The sequence below is a fragment of the Listeria cossartiae subsp. cayugensis genome, from assembly GCF_014229095.1.
GTDB classification, from domain to species: domain Bacteria; phylum Bacillota; class Bacilli; order Lactobacillales; family Listeriaceae; genus Listeria; species Listeria cayugensis.
The window spans coordinates 289,765-302,785 of sequence record NZ_JAARZC010000001.1; the positions used below are offsets into that span (position 1 = coordinate 289,765).

10 protein-coding genes are annotated in these 13,021 nt (G+C 39.6%); 7 read left to right on the plus strand and 3 right to left on the minus strand.

Translation table 11 applies throughout. The features are described from left to right. The first annotated feature begins 8 nt into the window (after positions 1-8). Positions 9-1,364, plus strand: a complete 1,356-nt coding sequence (locus HCB49_RS01410; RefSeq protein WP_003721328.1) for a PFL family protein — start codon at positions 9-11, stop codon at positions 1,362-1,364. 39 nt (positions 1,365-1,403) lie between these two features. Here HCB49_RS01410 and HCB49_RS01415 read toward each other — a convergent pair whose 3' ends face one another. Then, positions 1,404-2,372 (minus strand): LacI family DNA-binding transcriptional regulator, encoded by a 969-nt coding sequence (locus HCB49_RS01415; RefSeq protein ID WP_185603887.1) that lies wholly within the window; start codon positions 2,370-2,372, stop codon positions 1,404-1,406. Between the two features lie 171 nt (positions 2,373-2,543). Between HCB49_RS01415 and HCB49_RS01420 the strand changes: the two genes are divergently transcribed. From HCB49_RS01420 to HCB49_RS01430, 3 genes are all read left to right on the plus strand, one after another. After that, the gene (locus tag HCB49_RS01420) at positions 2,544-3,866 is read left to right on the plus strand and encodes a 6-phospho-beta-glucosidase (RefSeq protein ID WP_003721330.1); all 1,323 of its coding nucleotides are present in this window, start codon (positions 2,544-2,546) and stop codon (positions 3,864-3,866) included. A 105-nt stretch (positions 3,867-3,971) separates the two neighbouring features. Then, positions 3,972-5,243, plus strand: coding sequence for a Zn-dependent hydrolase (locus HCB49_RS01425; RefSeq protein ID WP_185603888.1), 1,272 nt, complete (start codon positions 3,972-3,974; stop codon positions 5,241-5,243). Then, complete coding sequence (locus HCB49_RS01430; RefSeq protein ID WP_185603889.1) at positions 5,209-6,390, plus strand: M20 family metallopeptidase; 1,182 nt, start codon at positions 5,209-5,211, stop codon at positions 6,388-6,390. The genes HCB49_RS01425 and HCB49_RS01430 overlap by 35 nt, the downstream gene beginning before the upstream one ends. A 48-nt stretch (positions 6,391-6,438) precedes the next feature. Here HCB49_RS01430 and HCB49_RS01435 read toward each other — a convergent pair whose 3' ends face one another. Beyond that, the gene (locus tag HCB49_RS01435; RefSeq protein ID WP_008946969.1) at positions 6,439-7,455 is read right to left on the minus strand and encodes a tagatose-bisphosphate aldolase; all 1,017 of its coding nucleotides are present in this window, start codon (positions 7,453-7,455) and stop codon (positions 6,439-6,441) included. 237 nt (positions 7,456-7,692) lie between these two features. Here HCB49_RS01435 and HCB49_RS01440 point away from each other — a divergent pair, with 237 nt between their 5' ends. Then, positions 7,693-8,883 carry a serine hydrolase domain-containing protein gene (locus HCB49_RS01440; protein ID WP_185603890.1) on the plus strand — a complete coding sequence of 397 codons (1,191 nt, stop codon included), beginning with the start codon at positions 7,693-7,695 and terminating at the stop codon, positions 8,881-8,883. Positions 8,884-8,920: 37 nt separating this feature from the next. Here the strand turns inward: HCB49_RS01440 and HCB49_RS01445 are convergent, their stop codons facing one another. Then, the gene (locus HCB49_RS01445; RefSeq protein WP_185603891.1) at positions 8,921-9,841 is read right to left on the minus strand and encodes an ABC transporter substrate-binding protein; all 921 of its coding nucleotides are present in this window, start codon (positions 9,839-9,841) and stop codon (positions 8,921-8,923) included. Between the two features lie 463 nt (positions 9,842-10,304). Between HCB49_RS01445 and HCB49_RS01450 the strand changes: the two genes are divergently transcribed. Both HCB49_RS01450 and HCB49_RS01455 read left to right on the plus strand, forming a co-directional pair. Next, a complete protein-coding gene (locus tag HCB49_RS01450) occupies positions 10,305-10,970 on the plus strand; it encodes a cyclic nucleotide-binding domain-containing protein (RefSeq protein ID WP_008946973.1) in 666 nt (221 codons plus the stop codon). Between the two features lie 17 nt (positions 10,971-10,987). Further along, positions 10,988-13,018 carry a leucine-rich repeat domain-containing protein gene (locus HCB49_RS01455; protein WP_185603892.1) on the plus strand — a complete coding sequence of 677 codons (2,031 nt, stop codon included), beginning with the start codon at positions 10,988-10,990 and terminating at the stop codon, positions 13,016-13,018. Positions 13,019-13,021 lie beyond the last annotated feature (3 nt).

Genomic DNA, 13,021 nt, shown 5'->3' on the forward strand with positions numbered 1-13,021 from the left:
ATTCTAGTATGGAAACAAATCAAATTTTAGAAACGATACGAATGATTGAAGAAGAAAAATTAGACATCCGGACGATTACAATGGGGATTTCTTTGCTAGATTGTATGGACGGCGACGGCGAAGTGGCTCGAAAGAAAATCTATCAAAAAATCGTTACCAAAGCGCGTAATTTAGTGGCTGTTGGTGAAGCAATTGAATCCGAGTTCGGCATTCCGATTATTAATAAACGAATTTCTGTCACACCGATTGCGATTATCGCGGGATCGAGTGCTGATACTGACTACGTAGAATTTGCCAAAACACTCGATGCTGCTGCAAAAGAAGTTGGCGTGAATTTTATTGGCGGCTATTCCGCACTTGTTCAAAAAGGTTACACGAAAGGCGACGAAATCCTGATTCGTTCGATTCCGCAAGCACTCGCACAAACGGAACGCGTATGCTCATCGGTTAATGTTGGCTCGACGCGAACTGGAATCAATATGGATGCTGTCCGTCAAATGGGTGAGGTAATCAAGGAAACTGCGGACTTAACAGCAGATACACAAGGCCTAGGTTGCGCGAAACTCGTTGTATTTGCCAATGCAGTCGAGGATAATCCTTTTATGGCCGGGGCATTCCACGGTGTTGGTGAAGCGGATTGCGTTATCAATGTCGGCGTTAGTGGCCCAGGTGTGGTCAAACGCGCCATCGAAAAAGTAAAAGGTGAACCATTTGATATTGTTGCGGAAACCGTAAAACAAACAGCTTTCAAAATCACTAGAATGGGCCAACTCGTTGGTCAAGTCGCTTCGGAAAAACTCGGCGTTCCTTTTGGAATTGTTGATTTATCACTTGCGCCAACACCGGCGATTGGTGATTCGGTTGCGCACATTTTAGAAGAGATGGGGCTTGAAATGGTCGGAACGCATGGCACCACAGCGGCACTCGCACTTTTAAATGATGCTGTGAAAAAAGGTGGGGTCATGGCTTGTGGACATGTCGGTGGTTTATCAGGCGCATTCATTCCTGTTTCTGAGGATGCGGGGATGATTGAAGCTGTGCAACAAGGCGCGCTCAACCTTGAAAAATTAGAAGCAATGACAGCGATTTGCTCGGTTGGTCTGGATATGATCGCTGTACCAGGTGATACAACCGCCGAAACACTAGCAGCAATGATTGCTGATGAGGCCGCGATTGGCGTGATTAACAATAAAACAACCGCGGTTCGAGTTATTCCAGCAAGCGGAACCAAAGTTGGCGACATGGTCGAATTCGGCGGCTTACTCGGAACGGCACCAGTAATGCCAGTAAACGGTAAATCTTCCGTTGATTTTATTGCCCGCGGTGGTCGGATCCCAGCACCAATTCATTCTTTCAAAAACTAACAAAAAAGGTTTCCTCCAAATTTGCGAGGAAACCTTTTATTATGTCGTTTTTCGTTCTACTAAATGAAAATCTAAATCGAGCAGTGGCAAATTGCTACCAAATAATTGATTCATAATGAGCGTAAAAGCATTTTCAGCTTGCAAATTTACCGGGTAGTGAATCGTCGTAATATCAAGCAAATGCGCCACTTCCATATTATCAAAACCACAAATCGCAAAATCTTCCGGCACACTATAACCAAGCCGCCTCGCTTCCGTCAAAAGCCCAGCCGCAAAATAATCATTTGGTGTCAAAAAGGCATCAGGTTTATGCTCCGTTTCCGCAAACCAATGCGCAATCTTTTCCCCGTCTTGCCGAGAGCCTTGCCCATAAAACTGCCTAAATTCATGCGGATCAAGCTCATAACGCGCACAAAAATCTTTAAAAGCAAGCATGCGACTTTGTGTGTTTAACCCGGTTGTATTCCCGTATACGTTCACAAATTTCCGGTAACCTTTTGCATATAAATGATCGAGGGCAAGCGTATAGCCATCATATTGATTCATAAATACAGAAGGGATTTTTTCACTTTCGACCCGTTGCCAAGTGACAATTGGACCGTACTTTGTGTAATGCTCAATCGTTTTCCAATCATTCGACCGAATCACGAGAACGAGCGCATCGATTTGTTTTTGGCGCAGCATTTCTAAGGCTTCCAGTTCTTTATCTGGATCAATCCGCGTCATAAACAACGTGACGTTATAGCCGTGCTCTTGCGCTATCATCGTAAAACTTTTTAAAAATACATTAAGGGAATCTGTAAAACTAGGAATGACCATGCCAATTAATTTGGTTGCACCTTTTTTCAGTGACACAGCATTTATATTTGGAACATAATCTAACTTGTCAATTATTGTCTGGACGCGTTTTCTCGTTTCATCACTCACATAGTCGCGATTATTAATTACCCGGGAAACTGTTGCTGATGAAACACCCGCCAGTTTCGCGATTTCTTGTATATTTGCCAATTGCCAAACACCTCGATTTCTCGTAGCTCTGTATTTAGTATACCAAAAAAGCCCGCCAAATAGCCAGTTTGGATAAATTAAAAATAAGTGCTTGACCTGTAATGCATTACATGAATTATGATGAACTAGAAGAAAAGAAAACGCTTTAAAATTCTAGGAGGTAAGTAAATTATGAAAAAAGGTGTAAAAATCGTTACAATTGGTGGGGGTTCCAGTTACACACCAGAACTTGTTGAAGGATTTATTAAACGCTATCATGAACTTCCAATCAGAGAACTTTGGCTAGTAGATATTGAAGCTGGTCGTGAAAAATTAGAAATCGTTGGTAATATGGCAAAACGTATGGTTAAAGCAGCGAATATTGACTGCGAAGTACATTTAACACTCGACCGTCGTGAAGCTTTAAAAGATGCAGATTTTGTAACAACTCAATTCCGCGTAGGTTTATTAGACGCTCGTATTAAAGATGAAAGAATTCCACTTAGCCATGGCATTATCGGTCAAGAAACAAACGGAGCAGGTGGGATGTTTAAAGCATTCCGTACGATTCCAGTTATTCTTGGTATTGTAGAAGATATGCGCGAACTTTGCCCAGATGCTTGGTTAATCAACTTTACAAACCCAGCAGGTATGGTAACAGAAGCAGTTCTTCGTTACGGCAACTGGGATAAAGTTATTGGTCTTTGTAACGTGCCAATCGGAGCTGTGAAAAGCGCATCCGACGTTTTAGAAAAACCAGAAGAAGATTTATTCTTCAAATTTGCTGGAATCAACCACTTGCACTGGCACCGCGTTTTTGACAAAGATGGTACCGAATTAACAGAAAAAGTTATTGATGGCCTTTACGCACCAGATGCTAATCCTGGAAAAGTCGTTGAAAACATTAAAAACATGCGCTTCTTATATGAACAAGTAAAACATCTGAAAATGCTACCTTGTCCATACCACCGCTACTACTACATGACAGATGCAATGCTTGAAGAAGAACTTGCATCTTTCAAAAACGAAGGTACTCGCGGAGAAGTCGTGAAAAAACTAGAAGACAGCTTGTTCGAATTATATAAAGATCCAAATCTTGATTACAAACCAGAAGAATTATCGAAACGCGGCGGCGCACATTATAGTGATGCAGCATGCGAAATCATCAACTCGATTTACAACAACAAAGGTACAGTAATGGTCGTATCTACACGTAACAATGGCGCAATTGATGATGTTCCTTACGATAGCGCAGTGGAAATCACAAGTGTCATTCGTGCGCACGGTGCGGAACCAATCAACTTCGGAAAATTCCCACCGGCACAACGAGGTTTACTACAAGTGATGAAATCGATGGAAGAATTAACTATCGAAGCAGCAGTGACAGGCGATTACGCAACTGCACTACAAGCCTTCACTTCGAACCCACTCGTTCCAAGCGGCGACTTAGCAAAAACAATCCTAGATGAAATGCTAGAAGCGCACAAAGAGTTCTTACCACAATTCGCTAAATAATTCGCAAGTGATCCCTAGAAAATAGGGGTCACTTTTTTTATGCAAGTTGTTTAAGCGAGCATTTTTTCAAGTTTCCTGTAAAATAGAGAAAAGGAGGTGTGCTTGATGCAAACAAATCTTGAAAGAATAAAAAGCCACATAGAGAATTTAGATAGATTTACTGCAACTCCGGGTCAGGGGACAACTCGGCTTACATATAGCAAAGAAGACCTCGACGCGCGCAACTATTTAAAACAAGAAATGGCCAAAGTAGGTCTAACTGTTTCGGAAGATGCGATTGGGAATATCTACGGACGTCTCGAAGGCGCAAACCCCGATTTACCAGCAGTTATCGTCGGTTCTCATTTTGACTCCGTGCCAAATGGAGGCGCTTTTGATGGACCAGCTGGTGTTATTACTGGCCTTGAAGTAGCTAGCGTTTTCCATGAACAACAAATGAAGCCACATTTTCCGCTTGAAATTATTGCAATGGTGGAAGAAGAAGGTTCTCGTTTCGGCGCAGGACTTCTTGCCTCACGCGCAATCACAGGCAAAGTCACAACAGAAATGCTGCACGAAATGAAAGATATAGCGGGCATTACCGCTGCGGAAGCCATGGCGAGTGTGGGGTTTGACGCAAATCGAGTACATACAGCCATTCGCACAAAAGAGTCCATCAAAGCCTTTATCGAGCTGCATATCGAACAAGGTCCGGTTCTCGAAAACGCCAATGAAGATGTAGCATTGGTCGATACAGTAGTCGGTTTAACACAAATCAAAGTAACCGTAAAAGGGCAAGCCGGCCATGCAGGCACAACACCAATGCTTGACCGAAAAGATGCACTAGTTTCAGCTGTCGAAATTTTAGGGCAACTGCCAGAACTTGCTATCCAAGAAGGCGGCGGAACCGTGCTAACAGTCGGCAAACTAAACGTCTACCCAAATGGCGCCAATGTCATCCCAGATAAAGTCATTTTCACCGTGGATATTCGCGCAAAAGACGAAATTCATGTCCAAAATACATTAACAAAAACGAAGAAAATCATCCAAGCTGCCGAAAAAAATGGCATTACTTGCGAAATAGAAGATATGATTTACCAACAACCAACCCATTTATCAAAAGAAATTCACCAAGCCTTGACCAAAAGTGCTGATCAACTCGGCTTTAAATACAGGACAATGGTTAGCGGGGCCGGACACGATGCGATGATTTTCGCCAGTTTAACCGAAGTAGGCTTGATTTTTGTCCCTAGCCATAAAGGCATAAGCCATGCGCCAGAAGAGTGGACCGATTACGACAAGCTCCAAAAAGGAATCGAAGTTGTACTGGAAACAGTAAAAAAATGGACGGAGGAAAGCGCGAATGAATCAGAAAATAAAACAAGTAGTTTTAAATAATGAAGAAGCCATGATAGCCTTCCGCCGTGATTTGCACATGCATCCCGAACTCCAATGGCAAGAATTTCGCACAACCGACCAAGTTGCTAAAGAATTAGACAAACTGGGCATTCCTTACCGCCGCACGGAACCAACCGGATTAATCGCAGAACTTGAAGGCGGGAAATCCGGGAAAACAGTCGCTTTACGCGCCGATATGGACGCACTCCCAGTCCAAGAGCTAAACCAAGACCTTCCATATAAATCCACAGAAGATGGCAAAATGCACGCCTGTGGTCACGATGCCCACACTGCTATGTTATTAACCGCAGCAAAAGCACTCGTGGAAGTAAAAGACGAGCTACCTGGAACGGTTCGTTTCATTTTTCAACCGTCAGAAGAAATTGCGGAGGGCGCCAAAGAAATGATTGCCCAAGGAGCAATGGAAGGCGTGGACCACGTGTTTGGAATTCATATCTGGTCCCAAACTCCAAGTGGGAAGATATCTTGTGTAGTTGGCTCCACGTTCGCCTCCGCAGATATCATTCAAATCGACTTCAAAGGTCAAGGTGGTCACGGAGCAATGCCGCATGACACAATCGATGCGGCCGTTATCGCTTCCTCTTTCGTCATGAATCTCCAAGCCATCGTAGCACGCGAAACAGACCCACTTGATCCAGTCGTCGTAACTATCGGCAAAATGGACGTCGGCACTCGCTACAACGTCATCGCTGAAAATGCCCATTTAGAAGGAACGCTTCGTTGTTTCAACAACACCACGCGCGCCAAAGTCGCAAAATCAATCGAACACTACGCCAAACAAACCGCCGCTATCTACGGTGGCACGGCAGAAATGATTTACAAACAAGGCACACAACCAGTCATCAACGACGAAAAAAGTGCTTTACTCGTCCAAAAAACGATCACAGAATCATTCGGCGAAGAGATGCTTTACTTTGAACGCCCAACAACTGGCGGAGAAGATTTCAGTTATTTCCAAGACGAAGCTCCCGGCAGTTTTGCACTCGTTGGTTGTGGCAATCCGGAAAAAGACACAGAATGGGCCCACCATCACGGCCGCTTTAATATCGATGAAGATGTTATGAAAAATGGCGCCGAGCTATATGCCCAGTTTGCCTATAACTATTTAAATCAAGCTGAAATTTAACGAGAAAAAGCCTCCAGCTAATTAAATTAACTGGAGGCCTTTTGTATACTATTGTTTTTCTACTACATGTACATCTTCGAAAGAACCATATTTTGTCCACCAAGGAACGGCACCTTCATCAAGCAATTTATCAAGAGAAGTAATGTTTTCTTTCCCTTGTGTACGAAGCCATTCGCGTAAAGCGTCATCGCCTTGTTTACCATACACTTCAATACCATCAGCCCAAGTTGCACGACCACAAAGAACGCCGCTGTATTGCACGTTATGTTGGTTAGCAAATTGGATTGTTTTGTGGAACATTTCAGAAGTTACACCAGCACTTAGATAAATAAATGGAAGTGGGCTTAAATCGGAACACTCTTCAAAATGACGAGCTGCTTCATCTTGCGTATAAGCGACTTCACCTTCCGCAAAACCTTCCACATATTTAAAATTAACCGGAACTTCAAGTTTAAGTACATCTACACCATAACGAGGTTTAGAGAATTCTTTAATAGAAGCTTTTACTTTCGCTGGTTTCAATTTAGCATACTCTAATGAACCAGAGTCAGTCACTTTTGCGTCATAAGTAATTGGCTCTAAGAAAAATGGAATATCAACTGCGCGACATTCTGCACCAATTCTTTCTAAAAAGGCATATTTGATTTCATTAATTTCAGCTGGCTCATCGGGATCATAATAAACTAGAATTTTAACAGCATCTCCACCATTTTCTTTAATGCGAAGTGCTGATAAATCTTCAATTAAATCAGGAAGTTTACCAGGAGTAGTTGCGTCATAGCCTGTTTTTTCATAAGAAGTTAAAAGTCCGCTACCTTCGTGGCGAGCTTTGATTGCTGGAGTACCATATTCTAAATCAAGCAAAATAGCAGAAGCATAAGGCGTTAATTCTTCAGACACAAGTTGTTTGAAGTCTTCCACATCCTTTTTATTTTCCGTTCCTTTTGCTTGTTGGATCATTTTTTTGAGTGAGCCACGTTGGTCAATGGCAAGCGCTGCAATAACACCTTTTTCGTTGGAGAGTCTTTGTAAACCATCAAATTTACCTTTTGTAATTTGTACCATTTTTATCTAGTCTCCTTTATAGCAATTTATTGTTGCTTTAATCAATTTATCCTTCCTTATTATACCACTGAATAATTTTTTTAAAACATAGGTACATTTCCGTATTGATTTATCGCGAAGAATAATTTACGATATATGTGGAGTGTTAGGTATTATTAGAAGTTCGGGATAATTTCTACTAATACATTCTCTTTTGGGAAAGTCATTTAACGATTAGACTAGACCAGGAGTGATGAAATGAATCGACGCGAAAGACGTAAACAAAAAAGACGCAAGAACTTGATTATCGTGTTGAGTACTGTATTTCTACTGTTTATTGCCACTAGTTGGATGATATTTGAATTTAAAAGTAAACAACAGCAAACAGTATCCTCACCAACTAAGAAGAAAGCAGCAACTACCGCAAAGCCACCAGAAGACTCAGGGACCAAAAAAGAAGAAACTAAAGAACCAGAGCCAGCAGAAGAAAAACCAAAAGAAACGATTGTAAAAAATCAAGAAATTGATGACTATTTACAAAAAATCGGATTTAGTGGTTCAGCACTTGTTGTTCGCGACGGAGAAATTATCATACAAAAGGGGTACTTGTATGCCAATCGTGATGAAGAAGTATTGAACACACCAGATACGTTGTTCTATATTGGTTCATCTCAAAAGGCGATAATAGCAACAGCTCTTTTACAATTAGAAGAAAAAGGTAAAATAAATACGAATGATCCAATTTCGAAGTATATACCTGGTTTTCCTAATGGTAATAAGATTTTAGTTAAGAACTTTTTAAACCATACATCTGGGATTGTCGGGCGTCCGAAATTAACCAGCAATATGACGCCGGATCAATTGATTCAAGCTATTGAGAAGAGGGGAATTAAATCACAACCTGGGAAATGGGATTATATGGATGCTAATTACACTGTGGTTGGTTATCTTGTAGAAAAAGTTAGTGGAAAACCACTGGCAACCTATTTACAAGAAAATATTTTTGACCCAGCAGGTATGAAGCACACTGGATACTTACAGAAAGATGTCGATGGGGGCAAAAACGTATCAATAGGATACAAAATTGACGACAACGGAATTTTCCAAAGTCCAAAACTTGTAGACTTATCGCAATTATACGGATCAGGGGATATTAGTATGAATGCAACGGATTTGTATTTATTTGACAAAGCATTAATGGATAAAAAATTAATTTCAGAAGCAAGTTTGAAGAAAATGTTCACACCGGGTAGTAAATCAACTTATGGAATGGGATTCTATGTGGATCCAGGGAGTTATAATAGTCACGGGGTAGTAACCGGATGGGATGTGTCTAACAGTGTTAGCCACACCGGTAGAACTTACGTTGTGTTATTCTCCAACGTCCAAAATCATATTGCTTCCTTTGGTAAAGTGAATAACGACATTTATGGTTTTCTAAATAAATAAAAAAACTCGATTCTGCTGACAGAATCGAGTTTTTTTATTATTTACCGGTAATTTGTTTTACAGCATCTTGCATTTGATATAGTTGAGCAGCGGCACTATAGTCGCTCCATTTAGTATTATCAACTTTGTATACTTGGTTTTTCTTCACAGCTGGAATATCTTTCCAAACGCCTTTAAGCATTTCATCCACAGAATCTGTGTTGCCATCAGCTGGCATTAAAATAAATAGACGATCCGCGCCTGCTGCATACTCAGGGATTGCTTCACTAGAAATAGCTTTCGTTTCTTTGTTTGCTTTTGCGGCATCGGTCGGTGTGAAACCTGCACCGGAGTATAGTCCATCAAAAACTTTTGCATCGTGAACATAGATTTCTTTACCATAAAATTGGATAACTGCCGCTTTTTCGTTTTCTACGCCAGCATCTTTTAATGTTGCTTTAGCTTCTTTGGAACTTGCAGCGTAATCTTTGTCCCATTTTTCTTTTTCAGCTTTTTTATTTAAAAGATCTGCAATGTTAGACAGTTGTTTGTCAGGAGTATCACCGAAATGCGTAATATAAACAGGAGCCACTTTTTCCAAATTCTCTAAAAGGTCTTTTTGATAATCACTAATAATGATTAAGTCTGGGTTTAAATTAGCAATTTTTTCAATGCTAGGTTTGTCATTACCAACACTTTCTGTCCCTTTTGTTGCTTCGGGATAGGTAGTGATGTAATAATCTGTCGTTCCAACTGGTTTAACGCCTAAAATTTCCATTTCACTTACATTTTGAAGTGCGACGATTTTTTTCGGTGTTGTTGGAACTTTTATTTTACGATCCATTGTATCAGTTATCGTTTTTGTTGCGTCTTCCTTGTCTTTGCTCGCGTCTTTATCCGAAGAATTGCCACAAGCCGTTAAAACTACTGCTAAAAGTACAGTCATTAGAACAGTAGCCCATTTATGCTTTTGAAACATTGTGTATTTCCTCCCTAATTGAAAATGATTTTCATTATCGTTACAAAAGTAATTATATCGAAAACGGGAGGGAAAGACAAGGTGAAATATCACACAAAATGATTTTTATTATCCAAACGGCCAATTGTGAAAGGCGGACAAAAATAGAAATCTTCTATTGTATAGGCGTGCTCACCGATGTGGAACTCGTTCCCTGTGGTAAGAGCATTATTTGGCTTGTCTTGAAACCGTTTTTTCTTCAAAAGCACGGAAAGTTATTTATTTGTGACAAAAAAACAAACAAGATTTTTACTTATTTACGAGGAATTTAGCATGGGATTTCCAAGATTTGCTGTTAGAAAGCCTATTTTTCCATCTCTATAGAGAATATTGGTAATTACACACATGGTAACATAAGTTGAGTTCTCGCCAAGCTTAACCGCGTATTGCTTACTAAATTATTCGAGAAGAGGAGTCGATTTGAGTGGAAGAATTATTTACATATAAAGAATTTATTAACATGATGCAAAAATATGGGATCAGGCATACAAAACGTAAATTAAGACGTGGCGAAAATTTAATGGACAATTCTTCTAAGCTGAGTAATGTTGTTTTATTAATAGATGGTTATATAAGCAGTTACACATGTGAAGCTCCTGAAAAACTCTTGTCTATTTTTGAGCCAGGTATTTTTCTAAGCTATTCCATTTTAGAAGATGCGCCGCAAGTTGTAACGAATATCGCTCTCTCGGAAAGTTGTGAAGTGTATGAGTATAAGAAAGAAGATGTCGAATATGCATTAACGCTATTTCCGGAAAATTTTGGATTTCAATATTTTTTTCTAAAGAGAATAGGGCGCCATTTATATTATAGGGCGTTACTTAATAGCAAGGAGCACAAGGAAAAACTATATTATGCGATGAAATATTTGGGAGAACTCATTGGGAAAACGGATAAAAATGGAAACATTACCTTACCGCCAGAAGTGACGTTAAAAGTGTTAATTGAATACAGTACATTATCGAAAGCGGCTTTTTACCGGCAACGTATCCGCTTATTAGAACAAGAAATTTTAAAACCATATAAAAAAACATTTATCGTACAGAAAAAGGTCGCAAGTCACTATGAAAACCAGCTAACTAGCATTTAAAAGGAGACATACAAACAATGAAAATCAATTGGAAAATAGTTCTGCTTTTTGTTTTAATTTTAGCGCTTATCACTCCGGTTTATTCGAGGGCTATGGAAACGGAAAAAGAGCTACCTAAGAGTTCGGAACTATTAGATGATGCGAAGAAAAAGGCGCCCACGTTAAAAAGTGTAAATACACCTAAAAATCTGAAAGCTAGCCCACTAACAATTCCAGCAAATAGCACGATAGCAGATTTGTTTCCCGATGAAGGGATGGCAAAAACTATCGCAAACCAACTAGCAAGAGTAGAAAATAACAATTTTCAAACACCTACTAAAACGGATTGGAAAGTGGATGATGTTGTTACTGAAGTGGAGTTAAATAAAATAGTCTTCTTAACTTCAGTTGCTACTATAGGAAGTATCGAAGGCATTCAATATCTACCTAATCTTTACGATGTACGGTTATATAGTAATAAACAATGTAAAGATTTATCTCCTTTTTTAAAGGCACCAAATGGATACTCACAGTTATATCGGTTAAATATTAATAATGGTAATATTTCAGATATTTCATCTCTTACTGAACTGAGTGCACCAACGCTTAAATATATAGACTTAGGAGGTAATAACATTTCTGATTTATCCCTTTTTCCAAAGCTGCCTAATAAATTACCTAATTTAGAAGAAATATCTTTGGAAAGAAATAATATATCAGATGTTTCGCCACTTGCTAAATTTGCCAGTACTAAAATAAAGATATTTAATTTGGATGAGAATCATATTACTGATTTATCTAGCCTTACAAATAACAAAATGCCTAATTTACAGCGATTATATGTTCGATACGAAACAGTAGATATGGAACCGATAGTTACTTCTAGTAAGTATGAATTTTCTATACAGCCATCTATTTTCGGAACAACCAAGCCAGTTAAAATAACTGCTACTAAACCCAAAGCAACTATTGATCCTATTACTTCTAAAATTACATATTCAGCAGAAGAAATGGCTAAAAAACCGTTTTATTACTCTCCTTTGTCTCCAGGAGTTACCTATTCGTGGGACGAGGCTTTTCCGTTAAATGGTAGCAATAGCATAGTGGACTACAGGGGTAGGATTTTTCAGCCATTAACTTATATTGGCCCACCACAAGTTGTGTCTTACAATTCAGGCCTTACTTATGAGATAGGTACATCACTTACGGAACAACAATTTCTAAACGATGTCAATTTGATAACAGATCAACCAACAACAATTACAAGCGATTTTGATGTGAAACTAAAGAATCTAAACACTGTAGGTATTTACTGGATTGCTGTCAAAGCTTCTAATATTGAAGGAAATGCGCAGGCCAATATTATGGTAACGATTAAGTATAAGCCACCAGTCATAACTGCAGATGCAGAATACACCTATTTAGTAGGAGATAAAGTAAATGCTACTCAATTTCGAGCAGATGTAAATGCAACTTTGACAGGTGAAGGAACACTAAGAGATGACTTTATATATAAAGTAAGACTTAATACGGCGGGAGATTATGTTGTAACTCTTACTTCGCCTAAAAGTGGATACTATGAGCAAGATGCAATACCTGTTACAGTCATTGTTCACGTAAAAGAACTTTTGGAATTGCAAATCCCAGATGAATTTCGTATGGATATAGACGCAAATGCAGACTCTGTGCCAATTTCAGATAAGAAACAAACGCTTAAATGTTATGGTTCGTCTGGAAAGGCTGAGTTAGAGGTGATTGATAGACGAACTGTGCGACAAGGATGGACGATAACCGGAGCGATGACACCATTTACCAATAGCGGCGGCGACGTGCTACAAACTTCGCTAAAATATCAAAGCAAATCGCCTTCTAGCAGTCCGATTTATTTAAATACGACGAATCAACCTATCGAAAAGAAACAATCAGCTGTGACAGACCCGAAATATGATTCCACCATCGTCAATCTGGAGGACAGTTTAACCATGGAAATAGAACCAAATGATGCGCTAGTGAACGATTCTTATGAGTCGAAAATCACCTGGACACTAGAAGATGCGCCTCGACCATAATCA

Coding starts and splice junctions, on each gene's coding strand:
- HCB49_RS01445 (WP_185603891.1), bottom strand. CDS start 9,841: ATGTTTCAAAAGCATAAATGGGCTACTGTTCTAATGACTGTACTTTTA.
- HCB49_RS01425 (WP_185603888.1), top strand. CDS start 3,972: ATGCAAACAAATCTTGAAAGAATAAAAAGCCACATAGAGAATTTAGAT.
- HCB49_RS01430 (WP_185603889.1), top strand. CDS start 5,209: ATGAATCAGAAAATAAAACAAGTAGTTTTAAATAATGAAGAAGCCATG.
- HCB49_RS01410 (WP_003721328.1), top strand. CDS start 9: ATGGAAACAAATCAAATTTTAGAAACGATACGAATGATTGAAGAAGAA.
- HCB49_RS01420 (WP_003721330.1), top strand. CDS start 2,544: ATGAAAAAAGGTGTAAAAATCGTTACAATTGGTGGGGGTTCCAGTTAC.
- HCB49_RS01455 (WP_185603892.1), top strand. CDS start 10,988: ATGAAAATCAATTGGAAAATAGTTCTGCTTTTTGTTTTAATTTTAGCG.
- HCB49_RS01440 (WP_185603890.1), top strand. CDS start 7,693: ATGAATCGACGCGAAAGACGTAAACAAAAAAGACGCAAGAACTTGATT.
- HCB49_RS01435 (WP_008946969.1), bottom strand. CDS start 7,455: ATGGTACAAATTACAAAAGGTAAATTTGATGGTTTACAAAGACTCTCC.